The organism is Streptomyces acidicola (assembly GCF_009377235.1).
Taxonomy (GTDB): Bacteria; Actinomycetota; Actinomycetes; order Streptomycetales; family Streptomycetaceae; genus Streptomyces; species Streptomyces acidicola.
Map to the genome: position 1 here is coordinate 86,959 of NZ_VMNX01000007.1, position 21,070 is coordinate 108,028.

Annotated in this window: 17 protein-coding genes; 10 read left to right on the forward strand and 7 right to left on the reverse strand. The window is 71.0% G+C overall.

Annotation, left to right across the window (positions count from 1 at the left end; all coding sequences use genetic code 11):
• Window positions 1-3: 3 nt before the first annotated feature.
• Genes FPZ41_RS04740 through FPZ41_RS04750 form a run of 3 tightly spaced genes read right to left on the reverse strand, consistent with a single transcriptional unit; the run spans window position 4 to window position 3,212 of the window.
• Window positions 4-1,113, reverse strand: a complete 1,110-nt coding sequence (locus FPZ41_RS04740; RefSeq protein WP_152859408.1) for a Gfo/Idh/MocA family protein — start codon at window positions 1,111-1,113, stop codon at window positions 4-6.
• 33 nt (window positions 1,114-1,146) lie between these two features.
• Window positions 1,147-2,067 carry a sugar phosphate isomerase/epimerase family protein gene (locus tag FPZ41_RS04745; RefSeq protein ID WP_152859410.1) on the reverse strand — a complete coding sequence of 307 codons (921 nt, stop codon included), beginning with the start codon at window positions 2,065-2,067 and terminating at the stop codon, window positions 1,147-1,149.
• Window positions 2,064-3,212 (reverse strand): Gfo/Idh/MocA family protein, encoded by a 1,149-nt coding sequence (locus FPZ41_RS04750; RefSeq protein ID WP_322619822.1) that lies wholly within the window; start codon window positions 3,210-3,212, stop codon window positions 2,064-2,066. Before FPZ41_RS04750 ends, FPZ41_RS04745 begins: the two co-directional genes overlap by 4 nt.
• A gap of 220 nt (window positions 3,213-3,432) precedes the next feature.
• Between FPZ41_RS04750 and FPZ41_RS04755 the strand changes: the two genes are divergently transcribed.
• Window positions 3,433-4,668 (forward strand): ROK family transcriptional regulator, encoded by a 1,236-nt coding sequence (locus tag FPZ41_RS04755; protein ID WP_152859412.1) that lies wholly within the window; start codon window positions 3,433-3,435, stop codon window positions 4,666-4,668.
• A 92-nt stretch (window positions 4,669-4,760) separates the two neighbouring features.
• On the opposite strand, the gene FPZ41_RS04760 is transcribed toward FPZ41_RS04755, so the two are convergent.
• The 3 genes from FPZ41_RS04760 to FPZ41_RS04770 all read right to left on the reverse strand — a co-directional run bounded on the left by FPZ41_RS04760 (window position 4,761) and on the right by FPZ41_RS04770 (window position 10,045).
• Window positions 4,761-5,408, reverse strand: a complete 648-nt coding sequence (locus FPZ41_RS04760; RefSeq protein ID WP_131557748.1) for a TIGR00645 family protein — start codon at window positions 5,406-5,408, stop codon at window positions 4,761-4,763.
• A gap of 112 nt (window positions 5,409-5,520) precedes the next feature.
• Window positions 5,521-8,346: an FAD-binding and (Fe-S)-binding domain-containing protein gene (locus FPZ41_RS04765; RefSeq protein WP_322619823.1), complete on the reverse strand. Its 2,826-nt coding sequence runs from the start codon at window positions 8,344-8,346 to the stop codon at window positions 5,521-5,523.
• Complete coding sequence (locus tag FPZ41_RS04770) at window positions 8,333-10,045, reverse strand: IlvD/Edd family dehydratase (protein WP_322619824.1); 1,713 nt, start codon at window positions 10,043-10,045, stop codon at window positions 8,333-8,335. The genes FPZ41_RS04765 and FPZ41_RS04770 overlap by 14 nt, the downstream gene beginning before the upstream one ends.
• A 50-nt stretch (window positions 10,046-10,095) precedes the next feature.
• Between FPZ41_RS04770 and FPZ41_RS04775 the strand changes: the two genes are divergently transcribed.
• The 6 genes from FPZ41_RS04775 to FPZ41_RS04800 all read left to right on the forward strand — a co-directional run bounded on the left by FPZ41_RS04775 (window position 10,096) and on the right by FPZ41_RS04800 (window position 15,016).
• Window positions 10,096-10,920, forward strand: coding sequence for an IclR family transcriptional regulator (locus FPZ41_RS04775; RefSeq protein ID WP_152859416.1), 825 nt, complete (start codon window positions 10,096-10,098; stop codon window positions 10,918-10,920).
• A gap of 69 nt (window positions 10,921-10,989) precedes the next feature.
• Window positions 10,990-11,850, forward strand: a complete 861-nt coding sequence (locus FPZ41_RS04780; protein ID WP_322619825.1) for a fumarylacetoacetate hydrolase family protein — start codon at window positions 10,990-10,992, stop codon at window positions 11,848-11,850.
• 11 nt (window positions 11,851-11,861) lie between these two features.
• Complete coding sequence (locus tag FPZ41_RS04785; protein WP_152859418.1) at window positions 11,862-12,896, forward strand: zinc-dependent alcohol dehydrogenase; 1,035 nt, start codon at window positions 11,862-11,864, stop codon at window positions 12,894-12,896.
• Window positions 12,893-13,633, forward strand: coding sequence for an SDR family NAD(P)-dependent oxidoreductase (locus tag FPZ41_RS04790; RefSeq protein ID WP_152859420.1), 741 nt, complete (start codon window positions 12,893-12,895; stop codon window positions 13,631-13,633). Before FPZ41_RS04785 ends, FPZ41_RS04790 begins: the two co-directional genes overlap by 4 nt.
• A gap of 195 nt (window positions 13,634-13,828) precedes the next feature.
• On the forward strand, window positions 13,829-14,611 hold the full coding sequence (locus FPZ41_RS04795; protein ID WP_152859422.1) for a VOC family protein: 783 nt from the start codon (window positions 13,829-13,831) through the stop codon (window positions 14,609-14,611).
• 108 nt (window positions 14,612-14,719) lie between these two features.
• Window positions 14,720-15,016 (forward strand): hypothetical protein, encoded by a 297-nt coding sequence (locus tag FPZ41_RS04800; protein WP_322619826.1) that lies wholly within the window; start codon window positions 14,720-14,722, stop codon window positions 15,014-15,016.
• Between the two features lie 194 nt (window positions 15,017-15,210).
• Here the strand turns inward: FPZ41_RS04800 and FPZ41_RS04805 are convergent, their stop codons facing one another.
• Entirely contained in the window at window positions 15,211-16,665 is a 1,455-nt protein-coding gene (locus FPZ41_RS04805; protein ID WP_194235988.1) for a S1 family peptidase, read from the reverse strand.
• A gap of 986 nt (window positions 16,666-17,651) precedes the next feature.
• Between FPZ41_RS04805 and FPZ41_RS04810 the strand changes: the two genes are divergently transcribed.
• From FPZ41_RS04810 to FPZ41_RS04820, 3 genes are all read left to right on the forward strand, one after another.
• Window positions 17,652-17,867: a type A2 lantipeptide gene (locus FPZ41_RS04810; RefSeq protein ID WP_131557765.1), complete on the forward strand. Its 216-nt coding sequence runs from the start codon at window positions 17,652-17,654 to the stop codon at window positions 17,865-17,867.
• Between the two features lie 149 nt (window positions 17,868-18,016).
• Complete coding sequence (locus tag FPZ41_RS04815) at window positions 18,017-18,823, forward strand: HlyD family efflux transporter periplasmic adaptor subunit (protein ID WP_322619827.1); 807 nt, start codon at window positions 18,017-18,019, stop codon at window positions 18,821-18,823.
• Entirely contained in the window at window positions 18,808-21,069 is a 2,262-nt protein-coding gene (locus FPZ41_RS04820; RefSeq protein ID WP_152859424.1) for an NHLP family bacteriocin export ABC transporter peptidase/permease/ATPase subunit, read from the forward strand. Before FPZ41_RS04815 ends, FPZ41_RS04820 begins: the two co-directional genes overlap by 16 nt.
• Window position 21,070: the final 1 nt, after the last annotated feature.

Consider the following 21,070-nt stretch of genomic DNA (forward strand, 5'->3'; position numbering starts at 1 on the left):
CTCTCAGTGGACGGGGCGCGGTTCGGGGCGCTCGCAGCTGCTCTCCGGCGTGACGAAACGTTTCTCTCGTTGGGAGGTCTCGAAGCTCGCCAGGACGTCCAGGACGTGGAAGGCGAACTGCGGGGTCGCGCGGTGCGGCCCGCCGCCGATCGCGCCGGCCAGGTCACGGACGCCGAGTCCGCGGCGGTGCTGCTCGGGGGTGTCGACGGCGCCGAACAGCTCGGTGACCGGGGTGAGAACCCGCCACTCCGCATCCCCGTGCCGCTTGAGACGTACGTCGCCGTCGAAGAAGTTCGGGTTGGGCAGCGCGAGCGTGCCCTCGGTGCCGTAGATCTCGATGCGCGGGAGCTCGGTGTCCCAGACGTCGAAGCTCATGAGGGTGGTGCCGATGACGCCGGAGGCGAAGGTCAGGGTGGCCGAGGCGTGGGTGGCAACCTCGACGGTGACCTCGTCGACGACGCGCCCGGGGCTGGTGACCTTGCGGGCGGGTGCGCCGATGCGGGTGGCGGCGGACACCTGGGCGACCGGGCCGAGGCAGTTGATGAGGGCGGCCAGGTAGTAGGGGCCCATGTCGAGGACGGGTCCGCCACCGGGGCCGTAGAAGGCGCGCGGGTCCGGATGCCAGGTCTCGGAGCGGCTGGAGCGTACGAAGGCGGTGGCGCCGACGGCCTCGCCGATCAGGCCGGTGTCGATCGCGTGCCGGGCCGTCTGCACGGAGCTGCCCAGGAAGGTGTCGGGGGCCGACCCCAGCAGCGCCGCACTCCGGCCGACGGCGTCGAGGACCTCGCGGGCCTCCTCGACCGTGGGCGCGAGCGGCTTCTCGACATAGACGTGCTTGCCCGCCTCCAGCGCCGAGATGACGGTCTTGGCGTGGAACTGCGGCGGGGTGATGTTGACGACGATCTCGACGGAGTCGTCGTCGAGGAGCTGGTCGCCGTCGCCCCAGGCCGGAATGCCGTACTCGTCCGCGGCCTGCTTGGCGCGGGCCGTGTCGACGTCGGCCACACGGACCACCTCCAGCTCCGGGAAGGTCCGCAGGCCCTCGACGTAGCGGCCGAAGATGTTGCCGGCGCCCAGGATCCCGATGCGGTGCCGTGCTTGGTTCTGAACCATGAATCTCCTGCAATCGGTAGTGATTGGCGGGTGTCAGGCGACGATGAGAGGCCGCAGGGTCCTGTGGGCGATCTCCAGGCCGGTCTTCACCTTCTCCTCGGTCCCGCTCCAGACGGGGTCCTCGTGCTCGACGGAGAGGGTGCCGGTGAAACCGTGCTCGTACAGCGCGTCGACGACGGCGTTCCAGTCGACCTGGCCGCGGCCCGGGACGCGGTAGCGCCACCAGCCGGTGTCCCAGGGGTCCTCGCGCCGGACCGCCTTGCCGAAGAAGCCGTAGCGGTCGGCCTTGCCCGGCAGGATCTGCAGGTCCTTGGCCTGGGCGTGCACGATCCGGTCCGCGTACGGCGCGACGGTGGTCACCGGGTCGATACCGATCCAGGTCAGGTGGGACGGGTCCCAGTTGAGGTACAGGCCCAGGGAGAACATCCACTCCCACAGCTCCGGCGAGTAGGCGAGGTTGCCCGGGTAGCCGTCCGGGTGCCAGCCCTCCATCACGCAGTTCTCGATGACGAGCCGTACACCCCGCTCCCCCGCGTACTCGACGAGTCCGGGAAAGACCTTCTCCGCCTCGGCCAGGTTGTCCGCCACCGGCCGGGTCCAGTCACGGCCGACGAAGGTGCCCGCGAACGGGACGTCCAGCGCCGAGGCCGCGTCGATGACCTGCTTGAGGTGGGCGTGGATCTCCGCCCGGCGGGCGGGATCGGGGTGGAGGTTGTTCTCGTAGTAGGCGAGGGCGGAGATGTCGAGTCCGTGGCGCGCCATGAGCGCCCTGGTCTCGTCGGCCGCCCGGGAGTCGAAGCCGGCGACCGGCAGATGGGCGGCCTCGAAGTCACGGCCGCCGGTGTCCGGCCAGGCGGCGACCTCCAGCGCCTCGTATCCCGTTTCACCCGCCCAGGCGGCGATCTCGGCGAGGGAGAGCTGGGGCAGACAGGCGGTGAGCATGCCGAGTTTCATGCGAGGGTCTCCAGGGTTTCGGACGTGTCCACGTCGGTCCAGGTCAGCGATGCCGCGGACTTCAGGACGGCCTCGACGATGCGGGCCGAGCGGACCCCGTCCTCACCGGTCGGCAGGCCTTCCGGCGTCTCGCCCCGTATCGCCGCGTAGGCGTCGGCCACGAAGGAGTGGAAGCAGTCGGCGTAGCCCTGCGCATGTCCGGCGGGCAGCCGGGACAGGCGGCGCTGCTCGGCGGAGCCGTGGCCCGGGTCCCGGACCAGCACACGGGCTCCGTCCGGTGCGCCGAGCCAGGCGGTCTCGGCGTTCTCCTGATCGAAGACCGCGCTGGCGGCCGCGCCGTCGAGCTCGAACCACAGGCGGTTCTTGCGGCCGGCCGACACCTGGGACACCGTCAGCGTGCCGAGGACGCCGTCTCCGGTGCGCATCATCACGGTCGCCACGTCCTCCGTACGAACCTGAACGCGCGGTCCGCCGCTGGACGTGGTGAAGCTCGCCCCGGTACCGGCGGGCCGGGTGGCGACGGTGGTGCCGAGACGCGCGGTCAGTTCGCTGAACCGGATTCCGGCAACCCATTCGACGAGGTCGCACCAGTGGGAGCCGATGTCCGCGAACGCACGTGACGGCCCGCCCTCGGACGGGTCGACCCGCCACGACATGGCGTCCTCGGACAGCATCCAGTCCTGCAGATAACTCCCGTGGATCACCTGCCACGCCCCGAACTCGCCGCGCAGCCGGCGCTCACGGATCTCCCGGACGAGCGGGTGGTAGCGGTACACGAAGGGGACCGCCAGCACGAGGCCCGCCTCCTGCGCCAGCCGCGTCAGACGTTCCGCGTCGGCGGCCGCCGTGGCGAGCGGCTTTTCACAGATCACGTGCTTCCCCGCGGCCAGGGCCGCCTCCGCCTGCCACACATGGAGCGCGTTCGGTGTGCACACGTGGACGACGGAGACGCTGTCGTCGGCGAGCACGGCTTCGAAGTCCGGGTAACGGGCGGGCACCTGCCAGGCATCCGCGACCCGGGCGCTGCGCTCGGGGCTGGAGGCCACCACCCCGGCCAGTTCGCCGCCGGCGGCGCGAATGGCGGCGGCGTGCACGGCACCGATCATCCCGGCCCCCACCACCACTGCCCGAATCGAGACACCCACCGCCGCACCTCCGCTTTCCGATACTCGACCGCGGTCTGAGCTCCGCGTTGCGCATCACCTTCGTTTAGTTCGCGCATCGCACACAAGACGCTGCATTTAATTTTTTCCAAGGCCTAAAAGTGGCTGAAATTCAGGCAACATGTCCGCTTAGATCCCCATCGAACAGCACACGGGCACGAGCTATTGACGGGCATAACGAGGCGACATTACGTTCGCTCGAATGCATAAAGATGACGCCCGCATCACGGAAGCGCTTGGCCCCACGTCGGTTCCCCTGGCGCTGCGCCGGGTCCTGGGGCTCGTCGTTTCCGGGCAGGCTACCAACCGGGCGGAGATCGCCCGCCGCAGCGGCCTGGCGCGCTCGACCGTGGGCCAGCAGGTCGACCATCTCGTCGGCACCGGCATCCTGGAGGAGGTCGAGTCCAGACGGTCCGTCCGGGGGCGGCCCCCTCGCGTGCTGACGATCAGCCCGCAGGCCGGGACCGTCGTCGTCGCCGACGTCGATTCCGCGGAATCCCAGGTCGCCATCGCCGACCTCACCCGGCGGGTGATCGCACAGGAGACCGTGGCGGTCCGGATCGGCGCGGGCCCCCGGGCGGTGCTGGACGCGGTCACCGAACGGCTGCAGGAGCTGCTGGAGAAGCACGGGCGCGATCCCGGTCGCGTCCGCCAGGTGGTCGTCGGTCTGCCCGGTCCGGTGGACTTCGAACAGGGGTGCGCGGTGCAACCGACCGGCATGCCCGGCTGGGACGGCTACTCCGTCGCCGCACACCTCCGGGAGCGCCTGCGTGCCCCCGTCGTGGTGGACAACGACGTCAATCTGATGGCCCTCGGCGAAGCGGTGCAGGCCCGTATGGACACCCCGCTCCTGTGCATCAGGATCGGGAGCGGCATCGGCGCGGGGCTCATCACCACGGGCGGTGACGTGTACCGCGGCGCAGACGGAGCCGCGGGCGACATCGGCCACATCAGAGCCGTGGGCGGTGGCAACGTGCTGTGCGCGTGCGGCAACGTCGGCTGCGTCGGGGCGCTGGCCTCCCACCGGGCGGTCCTCCGCGGCCTCGGCATCCCCGAGTCGACCGACGACGACCCGCTGCACGGCGCCCGCGAGCTCGCCCGGCGCATCGCCGACAGCGAGCCGACCGCCCTGCACGCCGTACGGCAGGCCGCCACGGAGATCGGCGAGGTGGTGGCCATGCTGGTTCACATGTTCAACCCGCGCACCGTGGTGCTGGCCGGACCGCTCAGCGAACTCCGCGACGACCTCGTCTCGGCCGTACGCGCGGCGGTGTACCAGCGGGCCCTCCCACTGGCCACCCGCAAACTGACCATCACGGCAACCCAGCTCAAACGCAGCTCCGGCCTGCACGGCGGCATCGCCCTCGCCACACAGGACGTCTTCAGTCCGGCGGGCATCGCCCGACTGCTCGCCGACGAGGGACCGACGGAGGAGTAGCGCCCTCCCGGTGCCGGTGACATCGGCCTGCCACAGAAGGCCACAGCGGGTCGCGGGGGTCGGCGGCACAGAGGTCGGCTGGGCTCGCCGGTTCAGTCGTGAAGCGTGCTGGAGTCCGACGCCGTTGCGCCCCCTTGCTCGGGATGGCGTGCCGCCGCGTGCCGGCCCTGCGGGGGGATGCGATGGTTCCGGTGCTCCAGAAGGGCGGCCCTGGCTTCCAGGGGGCCGGCCATATAGGCGAGGACGCAGGCCGAGGCGATGAAGGCCATGTGGATGATCGTGCCCATGAGCAGCTCCGCGCGTGGGGTGCGGTGGATGTCCACGAACATCTGCAGCAGATGGATCGAGGAGATACCGACGATCGCCATGGCGAGCTTGACCTTGAGCACGTGCGAGAGCCACTCCGGCTGATCACGGTGGCCCTGCAGACCGATGCGGGACACGAACGTCTCGCCTCCGACGATCACCATGACCAGCAGGTTGGCGATCATGACGACGTCCACCAGTTTCAGGACGGTGAGCATCACCAGGTTCTCGTCCGAAGTCCCGGTGACCACCGCACGGATGAGGTTGCCCAGCTCGCCGAAGAACTCGTAGACGTAGACGGCCTGGGCGACCACAAGCCCGAAGTACAACGGGGCTTGCAGCCAGCGGCTGGCGAACAGCGCGTGGCCCAGCGACGGCACGCGCCCGCTCGCCGGGTCCGACACCGCGGACGTGTACCGACCGAAAGTGCGCACTGGTTGTCTCCCGTCCTCGCTCTCCCCCCGGTCAGGGATCAGAACTGCCCAGATGCGCAGCGCTTAGGGATGACACGCGTAGACTTCCTCAATGTGGGTGAAACGCCCCGGGTCAGCGTCGGGTGGCCTCGTCGAGGAGTTCGAGCAGGTGCCGGTAGGGGTGCCCGGTGGCGCGGGTCATGCCGAGTTCGCAGGTGCGGTTGACCGAGGCGTAGGCGGTTGCCGGGTGGTTCCGGACAGCGCGCGACTCGGCCGCGGTGGCGGACGACGTCAGTTCCGGGTGGAGCAGTCCGCGGTCGCCGGCGAAGGCACAGCAGCTCCAGTCCTCCGGCTGCACGACGTCCTCGGCGATGGCGTCGGCCACGCGCAGGAGCGCCGGGTCGATGCCGAGTTGGGTGGAGGAACAGGTGGGGTGCACGACGACGGAGGGGATACGGCGGGCCGCGGGCAGCCGTGGCAGCACCGTTGAGTCGACGAACGCCACCGCGTCCACAACCTGGATGCCCTCTTCGCCGAGCATGCGCGCCAGGCCTTCAGTGCAGGATGCCGCGTCGACGACGACTGGGAGCGCGCCCTCCTCGGTCGCCGAACGCAGCACGGGAACGACCTGCTCGCGCATGACCGCATGGCCGGCGGTGAGGCCCTTGGACTTCCACGGTGTGCCGCAGCACAGGGAGGCGATTCCCTCCGGCACCCGAACCTCGACTCCGGCACGCTCGCACAGGGCCAGGAAGGCATCGCGGACTCCGGGGCCCGAGTCCGGGTCGGCGGGCCCGAACATCGTCGAGACGCAGGCGGGGAAGTAGACCGCCTGGGGTGTTCCGGCTGCACGCGGACGTCTTCTTGTGCCGCCGCGCGGAAGCTCCGGGGACCAGGCGGGTACCACGTCCGTGCCGAGCAGTCTCCGCCCTGCGGCCGTGGCTCCGGCGGGCACGGCGTCGGGCGTGGCCCGGGCGAGAGTGAGCGCTCCGGACGCCGCTCTGGTGAAGCCGTCCCAGTGCCGGGCGGCCGAGGCCCACGCCTTCTGTTCGGTCCGGCCTCGTCGTTCGGCGCGCAGTCGCCGGGTGAGTTCCCCGGTGTCGATGAGCACGGGGCAGGCCGTCCGGCACATGCCGTCGACCGCGCAGGTGTCGACGGCGTCGTACTGGTACTCGCGCTCCAACCGGTCGAGCAGGTCGGTGTCCCCGGCTGCCCGGGCGCGCGCGATCTCGCGGCGCAGCACGATCCGCCGGCGTGGTGTCGTGGTCAGGTCCCGGCTGGGGCAGACCGGTTCGCAGTAGCCGCACTCGACACAGCGGTCCACCTCCTCCTCGACGGTGGGTGTGGACTTCAGATGGCTGATGTGGACGGTGGGGTCGTCGGTGAGCAGGACCCCGGGGTTGAGCAGTCCGTGCGGGTCGAGGAGGTGTTTGACCTCCCGCATGACGTCGTGGAGCTCGTCGCCGTACTGGCGGCGGACGTACGGCGCCATGATGCGGCCGGTGCCGTGCTCGGCCTTGAGGGTGCCGCCGTGGCCGAGGACGAGGTCGGCCATGTCGTCGGTGAACGCCAGGTAGCGCTCGACGAGTCGGGGGTCGTCGAAGTCCTCGTTGAGCAGGAAGTGGACGTTGCCGTCTTTGGCGTGGCCGAAGATGACGCTGCCGGTGTAGCTGTGGCGGTCGAACAGTTCGGTGAGGTCCGCGCAGGTGGGCAGCAGCCGGTCGACGGGGACGGCGATGTCCTCCAGCAGGGCCGTCGTGCCGGAGGGGCGTGCCCCGGCGACCGCGGCGTAGAGGCCCTTGCGGATGTGCCAGAGGGCGGCCCGTGTGTCCGGTTCGGCGCTCAGCTCTCCGGGGGCGGTCAGGGGAAGGCCGCGCAGGACGTGCCTGGCGTCCGCGATCCGGTCGTCCAGGGCCTCGGCGGTCGGCTCCTGGTACTCGACGAGGAGTGCCGTGTGGTCCCGGACGGTCAGGTCCCGTAGCGCTTCGGTGGCCTCCGGGTCGCGCCCGGCGACCCGGAGGCTCGTGGCGTCGAGGAGTTCGACGGTCGCGAACCCGGCGGCGACCAGTTCGGGCAGGGCGCCGGTCGCCGCCGCCAGGTCGCGGAAGAGGAGCAGGCCGGTGGCCGCGTACGGGTGGGCCGGGACGGTGCGGAAGGTCGCCTCGGCGACGAAGGCGAGCGTGCCTTCGCTGCCGATGACGAGGTGGGTGAGGATGTCGACCGGGCGGGTGTGGTCGACGAAGGAGTTCACGCCGTAGCCCATGGTGTTCTTGATGGCGTAGAGGCGGCGGATCGTCTCGACGGACGCGGCGTTGCCGCGCACACGGTCCCGCAGTCGCACGAGTCCGTCGTGGATGCGCGGTTCGAGCGTGCGCAGACGGTCGTCGGCGTCGGGGGCGCCGGTGTCGAGGACCGTGCCGCTCGGCAGCACGAGGACGGCCGACTCCAGCGTGCGGTAGGTGTTGAGTTCGGTGCCGCAGGCCATGCCGCTGGAGTTGTTGGCGACGACACCACCGATGGTGCAGGCGGTCTCGCTGGCCGGGTCGGGGCCGAGCTTGCGGCCGTACCGGGCGAGGCGGGTGTTCACCGCCCTTACGGTGACGCCGGGTTGGACCCGTACGCGGGCGCCGTCATCAAGGATCTCGATGCCGCGGAAGCCTCGGCGGGTGTCGACGAGGATCCCGTCGCCCGTGGCCTGACCCGAGAGGCTGGTGCCGCCCGAGCGAAACGTCAGGGACAACCCGTGGGCGGCACTCGTGCGCAACAGCTCGGACACCTGGGCCGCGTCCTTCGGGGTGACCACGGCCTGCGGCACCAGCAGGTAGTGCGAGGCGTCGTGGGCGAAGGCGAGCCGGTCGGAGGCGCGTGCGGCGACCCCGCCCGGTACCACCGCTTCCAGGCGCGCGAGGAGCGCGGCGTCGGCGGTGAGGAGCCCGCCGTCGCGGTCAGTGCGACTCACGTGTCACCTCGGAGCCGCTGGAGCCGACGAGGAAGTCGAGGTCGGCGCCGGTGTCGGCCTGCTGGACGTGGTCGACGTAGAGCCGTTCCCAGCCGCGGCGGGGGTTGGCGAAGCCGGTGGTGGTGGCCTCGCCCGGGGTCCTGCGGGCGAGTTCGTCGGCGGGTACGTCGACGTCTATGCGGCGGGCCTCGACGTCGAGGGTGATGAAGTCCCCGGTCCGTACGAGGGCGAGGGGGCCGCCGGCCGCGGCCTCGGGGGCCACGTGCAGGACGACCGTGCCGTACGCGGTGCCGCTCATCCGGCCGTCGCAGACTCGGACCATGTCGCGGACGCCCTGCTCCAGCAGCTTCCTCGGCAGCGGCATGTTCGACACCTCGGGCATGCCCGGGTAGCCCTTGGGGCCGCAGCCGCGCAGGACGAGGACGGACGTCTCGTCCACGTCGAGTGCGGGGTCGTCGATGCGGGCGTGGAAGTCCTCTATGGAGTCGAAGACGACGGCCCGGCCGCGAGCCTTGAGCAGGTGCGGAGAGGCGGCGGCCGGTTTGATGAGGGCGCCGTCGGGGGCGAGGTTGCCGCGCAGGACGGCGATGCCGCCCTCGGCGACCAGCGGTTCGGCGCGGGTTCGGATGACCTCGCCGTCCCAGATCGGGGCGTCGTCGAGGAAGTCGACCAGGGGGGTGCCGGTGACGGTCAGCGCGTCGGGGTCGAGCAGGTCGCGCACCTCGCGCAGGACGGCGCGCAGGCCTCCGGCGCGGTGGAAGTCCTCCATGAGGAATCGGCCGGCCGGCTGGAGGTCGGCCAGGACCGGCACGCGGGAGCCGATGCGGTCGAAGTCGTCGAGGGACAGGTCGATGCCCAGTCGGCCCGCGATGGCCAGAAGGTGGACGACGGCGTTGGTGGAACCGCCGATGGCGGCCAGCGCGACGATCGCGTTGTGGAAGGACGCCTTGGTCAGGAACGTCCCGGGACGGCGGTCGGCGCCGACCATGTCCACCGCGAGCCGGCCGGTGTGGTGCGCGGCCTCCAGCAGACGGCTGTCGGGGGCGGGGGTTCCGGCCGTACCGGGCACGATCGTGCCCAGTGCCTCGGCGACCAGAGCCATCGTCGAGGCGGTGCCCATGGTGTTGCAGTGCCCGCGGCTGCGGATCATCGCCGACTCTGACCGGGTGAACTCCCCCTGGGAGAGTGTCCCGGCCCGGACCTCCTCCGACAGCTGCCACACTCCGGTGCCGCAGCCCAGCAGGCTGCCTCGGAAGGTGCCGTTGAGCATCGGGCCACCGGGTACGACGACAGCGGGCAGATCCACGGAAGCGGCGGCCATCAGCAGCGACGGGATCGTCTTGTCGCAGCCGCCCAACAGGACGACGCCGTCTATGGGGTTGGCGCGCAGCATCTCCTCCGTGGCCATCGCGGCCATGTTGCGCCAGAGCATGGCCGTGGGACGCACGTTCGTCTCGCCGAGCGACACCACGGGCAGGTCCAGCGGGATGCCACCTGCCTCGTACACGCCGTTGCGCACCGAGGCCGCGACCTCGTTCAGATGCGCGTTGCAGGGAGTCAGGTCCGATGCCGTGTTGGCGATGGCGATCTGCGGCCGGCCGGTGAAGGCGTCACCCGGCACACCGCGTCGCATCCACGCGCGGTGGATATAGGCGTTGCGGTCCTGCCCCTCGTACCAGTGCGCGCTGCGGAGCGTCACCCTTGAGCCCCTTCCAATAAACGGTACGGCGGTCTAAAGTCTGGAACGCCATGGAGCATACGCAGACGTACGACGATTCGACAGCCCCCGGCGAGGACGGCGTGGCAGGCGCCGAGGGCGGCCGCCTCGTCGGCTCGGACCGGGTGCTCGCCGTCCTCAAGGAGCTCGCTCGCCATCCCGGCGGCGTGGGGCTGGAGGAGCTGACGCGTGCGATGGGCAGTCCCAAGCCGACCGTGCACCGGGCACTCGGCGCACTACGCCGGGCCGGGCTGGCCGGTCAGGACGCCCGCGGCCGCTATGTACTCGGCGACGAGTTCCTGCGTATGGCCTTCGCCCACCACGAGGCCCGGCCCGAGCACGTCCGCGTCCGCCCCGTACTCGCGGCGCTGGCGCACCGGTTCGGCGAGACCGCGCACTACGCGGTTCTCGACGGGCACGAGGTCGTCTACCGCGCCAAGGTCGACCCGCCCTCCGGTGCCGTCCGGCTGACGTCGACGATCGGCGGACGCAATCCCGCCCACACCACCGCCGTCGGCAAGCTGCTGCTCACCCGGCAGTTGAGCTCCCTGAAGGAGGTCGAGGCGTGGACCGGCGGCTCCCCCCTGGAGCGTCGCACGCCACGGACCCTGTGCGCGGCGGCCGACCTGCACCGTGAGCTGGAGGCCACCCGCGAACGGGGCTACGGCGTCGACGACCAGGAGAACGAGACCGGCGTCAACTGCCTCGCCCTGCCCGTGTACCTCACCTCACCGACGACCCCCTCCGGAGCCGTGAGCATCAGCGCGCTGGCGTACCGGACACCCCTGGCCACCCTGGTCGACGCGCTCGACGAGATCCGGGCACTGCTCGGCCCGCTCGGCGAGCCCCACCGCTGAAGTCCTGCCGGAACCGCCCGTCCGGCGCCCCTCAGTCATCCACCACCCCGCACCCTGGAGTCAGTCCTCGTGTACCTCATGCGCATCGGTGCCCCCGGCGCCGAGAAGCCCGTCGCCCGTATCGACGACGAGACGTACGTCGACCTCTCCGACGTCGTCACGGACTTCGACGAGGCGTTCTTCGAGTCGGGCGGCGTCGACCGCATCCGCCCCGTCGTGACCGAGCGGACGCAGGCGGGCCGAGTGTCCCGCTTCGCCGGGGAACGCGTAGGCGCCCCCATCGCCCGCCCGCACCAGATCCTGTGCATCGGCCTCAACTACCGTGACCACGCCGCCGAGAGCGGCATGCCCGTCCCCGACGAGCCGATCCTGTTCACCAAGTCGCCCAACACCCTCATCGGCCCGGGCGACGACGTGCGCATCCCCCGCGGCTCCACCAGGACCGACTGGGAGGTGGAGCTCGGCATCGTGATCGGCCGCCGCACCAGCTACCTGGACTCGGTGGAGGAAGCACGCGACGCCATCGCCGGCTACGTGGTCGTCAACGACGTGAGCGAGCGCTCCTTCCAGTTGGAACGCGGCGGGCAGTGGGCCAAGGGCAAGTCCGCCGAGACGTTCAACCCCGCGGGCCCCTGGCTCGCCACGACCGACGAGATCGACGACGTCCTCGCCCTGGACATGTGGCTGGACGTCAACGGCGTGCGCCGGCAGACCGGCAGCACCAAGACGATGATCTTCGACCCGTACTTCATCGTGCACTACCTCAGCCAGTTCCTCGTCCTGGAACCCGGCGACCTGATCAACACCGGCACCCCGCCCGGTGTCGGCATGGGCCTCACCCCGCCCGTGTACCTCCAGGAGGGCGACGTGATGGAGCTGGGCATCAAGCACCTCGGCACCCAGCGCCAGCACGTCCTCGGTCCCCGGTGAGCCGTCGGCTGATGCGCGCGTTCGTCCTGACCGCCCCCGGCTCCTACGAGGTCCAGGACCTCCCGGCGCCGGTGGCGGGCCCCGGTGAGGTCGTCATCGACGTCGAGCGGGTCGGCGTGTGCGGCACCGACGTGGAGTTCTTCAGCGGCGCCATGGCCTACCTCCACCAGGGACACTCCTCCTACCCGATGCGGCCGGGCCACGAGTGGGCCGGCCGGGTGACGACGGTCGGCGACGGCGTCGACCCGGGCTGGCTCGGCCGCCGCGTCATGGGCGACACGATGCTCGGCTGCGGCATCTGCCGCCGCTGCCGACGTGGCCACCAGCACGTGTGCGAGAAACGGCAGGAGGTCGGCATCCGCGGGGCCCGGGCCGGTGCCCTTGCGGAGCAACTCGCCGTACCCGCCTCCTCGTTGCACGCCCTGCCCGACTCCGTCGACGCCGTGCTCGGCGCGCTCGTGGAGCCGGGCGGCAACGCCCTGCGCGCCGCGCAGGCCGCCACGCAGGCCCCCGGGGACCGCGCCCTGGTCCTGGGTCCGGGGACGATCGGGCTGCTGGTCGCGATGTTCCTCCGTGCCAGCGGTACGGAAGTCCATCTCATGGGCCACACCGACAGTTCCCTCGCCTTCGCCCGCGATCTGGGCTTCGACCACGTATGGACGGAGGACTCCGTGCCGGACCTGCCGTTCGACGCGGTCGTCGACGCGTCCAACGCCGCTCATCTGCCGGACAGGGCCCTGGAGTTGGTCGAGCCGGCCGGCCGCCTCGTGTACGTCGGGCTGGCCGGCGAACCCAGCAGGATCGACACCCGCAGGCTCGCCCTGAAGGACGTGACCGCGGTGGGCGTCCTGTCCGCCTCCCCCGGACTCGACGCCACCATCCAGGCGTACGCCGCCGGTTCGGTCGACCCCGGGCCGCTCGTCGCCGCCACGCTGAGCCTCGACGAGGTCGGCCCCGTGCTCGCCGGTGAGCGACCGGCCGGCGCCGGGCCCGGACCCAAGATCCACGTCAACCCCCGACTCGGCCGAGCGAGGACAGCCCCATGAACGACTTCCACGGCGTCGGCGCGATCGTCACCGGCGGCACCGGCGGCATCGGCGCCGCCACGGCCACCCTCCTGCGCGAGCGCGGCGCGCGGGTGGCCGTCCTGGACCGGCGCATCGACGACGCGCCGGACGGAGTGCACGCCGTACGCTGCGACATCACCGATCCCGCGGCGGTCGACGAAGCGGTCGCCACCGCCGTCGACCGCCTGGGCTCGCTCGACGTCCTGGTCAACAACGCCGGAATCGGAGCGGTCGGCGACATCGCGCAGAACGACGACGCCGAGTGGGCCCGGGTCCTCGACGTCAACGTCACCGGCATCGCCAGAGTCACCCGGGCGGCCCTCCCCCATCTGCTCCGCTCGCCACACCCGGCGATCGTCAACACCTGCTCGGCCGTCGCCTACGTCGGCGTACGCCAACGCGCCCTGTACAGCGCCAGCAAAGGCGCCGTGCACGCGCTGACCCTCGCCATGGCCGCCGACCACGCCGCCGACGGCATCCGCGTCAACGCCGTCGCCCCCGGCACCGCCGACACTCCGTGGGTGGCACGCCTGCTGGAGGGCGCCGACGACCCCGACACGGCGGCCCGCGCCCTGCGGGCACGCCAGCCGCTGGGCCGGCTGGTGACCGCCGAGGAGGTGGCCGACGCCATCGCGTCACTCGCCTCCCCCACCGCCGGTGCCACCACCGGCACGATCCTGCGCGTGGACGGGGGCATGACCAGCCTGCGCCTGTGACCGCCGGGTCCCGGTCCGGGTTCCTCAGCAGCTCCTGAACAACAGCTGATTCACCTGGCTGAGGCGCGTCACCCCGGAGTGTGATTCCGGCGGCCCTCCGCGCCGGGCGCTGCGAGCGGGCGGGAGGACGTGGGCATCGTTGCGGATTCGTACGGGGCTGCGGAGCGGTGGTCCCGCAGAGCCGTTGGAGGGCGCATGCTCGGCACAGACTTCACGCATGGATCACCCTGCTGGATCGACCTCGGCAGTCCGGACACCGAGCGGGCGACCGCCTTCTACGGCGGCGTCTTCGGCTGGCGGTTCGTCTCCGCCGGGCCCGAGGCCGGCGGGTACGGGTTCTTCCAGAAGGACGGCAGCACCGTCGCCGCACTGGGCCGGCTCACCGAGGAGGGCGCGAGCACCGCCTGGACGGTGTACTTCCGCACCGATGACGCCCAGGCCACGGCCGAGGCCGTCGAGCGGGGCGGCGGCACGGTGCGGGTGGCGCCCATGAACATGGGAGAGGCGCGGATGGCTCAGTTCACCGACCCCCAGGGGGCCCGGTTCGCGGTGTTGCAGCCGGGCGGGACGCCAGGCGGGCTGGAGAGGACGTCCGAGGACGACACCCTGCTGTGGGTGGAGCTCCACGTACCCGACCCGGTGGCCGGGATCGGCTTCTACCGCGGCCTCTTCGGCTGGCGCTCGGAGGAGATGCAGGCGCCCGGGATGACGTACCGAGTGCTCAGCCTGCGGGACGGGGACCAGCAGGCCACATCCTTCGGCGGGGTCGCCCCGCTCCAGGACGGCGGCCTCGGCGCGCGCTGGGTGCCGTACTTCGCCGTCGCGGACGCCGACGACGTCGTGCGGAAGACGCAGGAGAACGGTGGCACGGTGCTGATGCCGGCGTCGGACGTGCCGGACGTCGGCAGGATCTCATGGCTGGCGGACACCTCGGGCGCGGTCTTCGCGGTGCTCAAGCCGAACCCCCGGCAGGCGTAGCCGAGCGCGCCACCGGACGATCGCCGCGCAGGCGGGAGCGGTGCTTTCGACCTACGGTGGCCTGAGAGGACCGACGAGAGCCGAACCGATGTCGCGGAGGAGGGTGCGGTGGAGGAACACTTCGTCTGGGTGACGACACGCCGTCTTCAGCCGAGCTCGCTGGAGGAGTTCGAGCGTGCCTGGCGGCCGGACCCCTACCCGCAGAGTCTGCGCCACGCCTACGCGTACTGGTCCGAGGACGGGGAGGAGATCACCGGCGTGTCGTTCTGGGAGTCGAAAGAGGCGTGCGACACCTGGCGGGCTTCCGAGCCGGAGACGCAGCGGCGTGCGGCCATGGCGCCGTACGTCGTCGAGGAGTGGGAGGGCTTCTACCGGGGCCGTGAACTCACGGTCCCCCGGCGATAGTCGAGGCGATCAGGGGCAGCCCCGGACTTCCGTGCGGAGTGCCGCCGGTCGTCTCACGGAGACGGCAGGGACGACGGGGACGGCAGGGAAGCAAAACGGTCCGGCCCTCCCGCCGGAGGGCCGGACCGTTGCGCTGCCCGGTCCGGAACCGCTGGATACGGCCGGGTCAGCGGCTTTTGAGTCCGAGAGACAGCTCAGGGAATGGTGACGCTGATCCCACCGCCGTCCTCCACTTCCACTTCCTGGCCGGCCTGCTCGTTGCCGACGCCCTGCTGCCCGTCGCCGACGCCCTGCTCCTGACCGGCACCGGCGTCCTGGCCCGCACCGGCCTCTTCGCCCGCACCGGCACCCTGACCAGCACCGGCGTCGCCGCCCGCACCGGCCTCGCCACCGGCGCCCGCTTCTCCGCCGGCACCCGCTTCCTCACCAGCGCCCGCTTCTCCGCCGGCACCCGCTTCCTCACCAGCGCCCGCTTCTCCGCCGGCGCCCCCTTCCTCACCGGCACCGGCCTCGCCGCCGCCGGCCGCGCCGCCGTCACCCAGGGTCGCGCCGGTCGCCTCCAGGGCGGTCGTGACCGGCTGGAAGAACGTCTCGCCGCCGACGGTGCAGTCGCCGCTGCCGCCGGAGGTCAGGCCGATGGCGCTGCCGTCCGCGGTGAACAGGGAGCCGCCGCTGTCGCCCGGCTCGGCGCAGACGTTCGTCTGGATGAGCCCGGTGACCGTGCCCTCGGGGTAGTTGACCGTGGCGTTGAGGCCCGTGACCTCGCCGTCGCTGAGGCCGGTGGTGGAACCCATGCGGATGACCGGCTGGCCGACGGTCGCCTCGGCGGCCTGGGTTATCTCCACGACCTGGCCGTCGCCGGTGTCCACGGCGCTGGCCGCCTGGGTGGCCGGGTCGTCGTAGTTGACCAGCGCGAAGTCGCCCGCGCCGGGGAAGGTGGCCGTCTGCGCGTCGACCGTGCCGATCGGCGCGCCGTTCTCCTCCTCCGACCACTCGGCGGCCGCGACACCGCAGTGACCCGCGGTCAGGAAGGCGGGGTTGCCCTCGGAGTTGGTCACGTTGAAGCCGAGCGAGCAGCGCGCGCCGCCGCCGAAGATGGCGTCACCGCCCTCGGCGAAGATCTTGAAGGTGCCCTCGGACTTCTTGACCGTCGCAACACCGTCGCCGAGCGCCTGCACCGTCGACTGCAGTCTGTTCCACGTGTCACCGGTGACGGTGGAGTCGGCGGTGACCCGGACCTCGTTGGTCTTCGGGTCGACGGCCCAGGCGGTGCCCGGGATCGTCGCGTCCGCCTTCAGCGTCTTCTCGGCCGCGTCGATCGCGGCGAGGCTGTTCTGCACCTCGTTCGGGACGGCGCCGGCATCCTTGATCTGCTGGATCACCTGACTGTTGTCGCCGACCACGTTGATGATGATCTGCTTCTGGTCACCGTCGTAGTACGAGCCGGCGAACGCCTCACCGAGCAGTTCGGAGAGCTGCGCGGCCACGTCCGGGACGTCGGCCGCCGTGAACGTCTTGGGGGTGGCGGCCTCACTGTCGTCCGACTGACCCGCCATGGCGTTCGGGATGATCAGTGCCGCCGCTCCGAGCGCCACCACGCTTCCTGCCGCGATGACAGCCTTGCGCTTGGGTGTGCGTTTGTGACTCAACTCTGAACCTCCTGGGGACGGGGCCAGGGCCACCGTCCGGAAGTGACTGGGGCGCCTGGATGCCTGTTGATACGCACATGCCGCGTGGGGTGTTCAACGCTCGTAAGAATCAGTTCAGGGCACCGGCCCGCTCCAGGACAGAGAAGATCATTTCCGCGAACTTCCCCCATGGTGCAGTGAACTGCCGGTTTTCGTACAGGAGTTGAGTGAGCGTCGGACAGTGGCACGCCTGCCGGCCGGGGAAGGTGGCGCTCGCCTCGGGCGGACGCTGACGGCCACCGTCGACACGGCGACCGTGATCACGGTGTCCGGGGCGCCCGGTACCCACGCCCCCTTTGGCGACCGTTCCGCGGTCCACCGACTTCCAGCGCCCCGTCACGGAAGCGAACGCCGTCACCGACGGCGTACCTCACCGAGCTCCCCTTGAGTCCGTCCCCGCTTGCCCGCACTCCGGTCACGGCAGCACCCGAGTGCACTCCGAGCGCACCCCAAGTGCGCTCCGAATACGCCCGACACGGTCTGTTGTCGATCAGTAGCGATCCGTTCACGACAGCGAGCGGAATCCTGGCTTCCGTGAATCTCCACATCGATTGCGCAACCAAGTCACGCCACGCGGTGAATCGGCACACCCTTCCAGCGCGCGCCGTGCCATTAAGGCGGGAGTGTCCTGTTCGTTTTCCGGGTGGCAACGAAGGGAACGCGACGATGCCGCGCACCCTGTGAAGAAGTGGAAACCGAGCCGTGCGCGGGACTGCACGGTTGACCCCTTGGTGGGCCCAAGTCCTCTGGTGAGGGCCGTCGTTGATTGGAAGCGCGGAGCGCGACCGTGCTTTGATCCATCGCATCGCGGGGGTCGCCGCGGGTTCTCCGGGGAACCAGCGGCCGACACCCGCGGCCGCGGCCGACCGTCTGTTCCAGAAGCCGTCTGTTCCAGGAGGGGGCCGCTCTCCCCCTTATGAATATCCATTACGAAGGGAAGTTCCATCATGAACTCCACCCCCCAGGTTGAGACCGTCGAGATCTCGGACGCCGACCTCGACAACGTCTCCGGCGGTCTGTCCGTGAACGCGGTCAACACCCTCACCGGCGCCGTTGACGGCATCGTCCCGCTGTCCGCCACCGTGGACACGGTTGTCGGCACCGTCGAGGGCGCGACCGGCCTGAGCACGGCCCCGGTCACCAACCTGGTCGCCGGTCTCTGATCGCACCTTGTTGCCGCTGAGTCCCGGAACCGTTCTCCGGTTCCGGGGCTCTCGGTTGTCGTCACACCCGTCCGCCGCGGGGGCTTCGTACGTCCCGCTCCGTCGCGCGCGGACGCCGTACTCCTTTCCTAGCAGGTGAGGGAAGTCCCGTGCAGTTCCGCCAACAGGCCCTCGCCAAGCTGCAGTCGCCCGAGGAGCTCGATCTCCCGGTGCGCTTCGCTCGCCCCCAGGGCTGGCTGGTGCTGTCGGTGACGGTGGTCGTCATGGCCGCCGCGTCCGTATGGGCCGCGACCGGTTCGGTGGCCTCCACGGTCAGCGCGCCCGCCATTCTGACGCACGGGCAGGGCAGTTACGTCCTGCAGAGCCCTGTCGCCGGCCAGGTCACCGCCGTACTCGCCAAGCAGGGCCAGCGGCTCGACGCCAAAGCGCCCGTCCTCAAGGTCCGTACCGAGCAGGGCGAGACGGTCGTACGCACCGTCGCCCCGGGCCGGGTCACCACGCTCGCCGCCCAGATCGGCCAGATCATCTCGACCGGCGCCAATGTCGCGGCCGTGGAGAAGGTCGCCAAGGCCGACGACCCGCTGTACGCGACCGTGTACGTGCCGGCCGACAACGCCGCCACGATCCCCAAGGACGCGTCGGTCGACCTCACCGTGCAGTCCGTGCCCACGCAGCAGTACGGCGTGCTGCGCGGCCATGTGAAGTCCGTGGACCGTACCCCCCAGACCCCGCAGTCGATCACCGCGTTCCTCGGCGACAGCCAGCTGGGCGAGCAGTTCACGAAAGAGGGCCGGCCGGTGGCCGTACTGGTGCGTCTGGACAGCGGGTCCGCCACCAAGTCCGGCTACGAGTGGTCCTCGCAGGACGGACCGCCGTTCAGGCTCACCTCCATGACCATGGCCACAGGTTCGATCCGCATGGCCGATCAGCGTCCGATCGATTGGCTGCTGCCGTGAGTTCGCCCAGCACGTCCCAGGAGACCGCGCCACCGCCCGTACGGGGACGGCGGAAGGCCGCGCCGAAGCGCCCCGTGCCCAAACCGAAGCGGCGGCAGAAGGGCGTCCGCACCCCGACCGTCCTCCAGATGGAGGCCGTGGAGTGCGGTGCCGCGTCCCTCGCCATGGTGCTCGGCCACTACGGGCGGCACATCCCGCTGGAGGAGCTGCGCATCGCGTGCGGCGTCTCCCGCGACGGCTCGCGTGCGAGCAACCTCCTCAAGGCCGCCCGGAGTTACGGGCTCACGGCCAAGGGCATGCAGATGGACCTGGCCGCGCTCGCCGAGGTCAAGGCGCCGGCCATCCTGTTCTGGGAGTTCAACCACTACGTCGTCTACGACGGCATGGGGCGCCGCTTCGGCCGCCGTGGCGTGCTCATCAACGACCCCGGCAAGGGCCGCCGGTTCGTGCCCCTGGAGGACTTCGACGCCAGTTTCACCGGGGTCGTCCTCGTCATGGAGCCCGGCGAGGACTTCGAGCGCGGCGGACGCAGGCCGGGCGTGCTCGGCGCCATGCCGGCCCGGCTGCGCGGCACCTCGGGCACGCTGCCCACCGCCGTGCTGGCGAGCCTGCTGCTGGTGGCGGTCGGCGCGGCGGTGCCCGCGCTGAGCCGCACGTACATCGACATGTTCCTCATCGGCGGGCAGACCTCTCTGCTGGGTGTGCTGTTCGCGTCGATGGGCGCGTCGGTGGCGCTGACGGTGGTGCTGACCTGGCTCCAGCAGGCCAACCTGCTGCGCGGCCGCATCATCTCCTCTACCCTCTCCAGCGCCCGCTTTCTGCGCCATCTGCTGCGGCTGCCGGTCACGTTCTTCTCCCAGCGCAGCCCCGCCGACCTGGTGCAGCGGCTCCAGTCGAACGACGCGGTGGCGGAGACGCTGGCACGTGACCTCGCGGCGGCGGGTGTGGACGCGATCGTGGTCGTGCTCTACGCGGCCCTGCTGTACACCTACGATCCGCAGCTCACCTTCGTCGGCATCGGCGTGGCCCTGCTCAACGTGGTGGCGATGCGGGTGGTCATCAAACTGCGCGCGACCCGTACGGCGAAGCTGCGCGCCGACAGCGCCCGGCTCACCAACACGTCGTACACCGGCCTGCAGTTGATCGAGACGATGAAGGCGACCGGCGGCGAGGACGGCTACTTCCGCAAGTGGGCCGGGCAGCACGCCACCACCCTGGAGGAGCAGCAGCGCCTCGGGGTGCCGAGCGCCTGGCTGGGCGTGGTCGCGCCGACGCTGGCCACCCTGAACAGCGCGCTGATCCTGTGGATCGGCGGCATGCGGGCGATCGAGGGCCATATCTCGGTCGGTCTGCTGGTCGCGTTCCAGGCGCTGGTGACCCGCTTCACCGCGCCGATCACCCGGCTGAACGGCGTCGCGGGCCGTATCCAGGACTTCGCTGCCGACGTGGCCCGGCTGAAGGACGTCGAGAACTTCCAGGCCGACCCGCTGTACGCCCGCCGCGAGGGGGCCGAGTCCACGCGCCGGCTGCACGGGCACGTCGAGCTGCAGAACATCACGTTCGGCTACAGCCCGCTGGACAAGCCGCTGCTGTCCGGCTTCGACCTGACGGTGGGACCGGGGCAGCAGGTGGCGCTGGTCGGCGGCTCGGGCAGCGGCAAGTCCACCGTGTCCCGGCTGATCTCGGGCCTCTACACACCGTGGGAGGGCGTGATCCGCATCGACGGCCAGCGCCTGGACGACATCCCGCGCGGCGCGCTGGCCGCCTCGGTGTCCTTCGTCGACCAGGACGTGTTCCTCTTCGAGGGCACGGTCCGCGACAACGTGGCGCTGTGGGACCCGTCGGTGCCGGACGACGCGGTCGTGGCGGCGCTTGAGGACGCGGCGCTGTACGACGTGGTGACCCGCCGGCCTGGCGGCATCCACAGCCGGGTCGAGCAGGACGGACGGAACTTCTCCGGCGGGCAGCGCCAGCGGCTGGAGATCGCCCGCGCGCTGGTGCGCAGGCCCAGCATCCTGGTCCTGGACGAGGTGACGAGCGCCCTGGACGCGGAGACCGAGCTCATCGTGATGGACAACCTGCGCAAGCGCGGCTGTGCCTGTGTGGTGATCGCGCACCGGCTCAGCACGGTCCGCGACAGCGACGAGATCGTCGTGCTCCAGCACGGCACGATCGTGGAACGCGGCCGGCACGAGGAGCTCGTGGCGCGCGGCGGTGCGTACGCCCAGCTGGTCAAGGAGCGGTGAG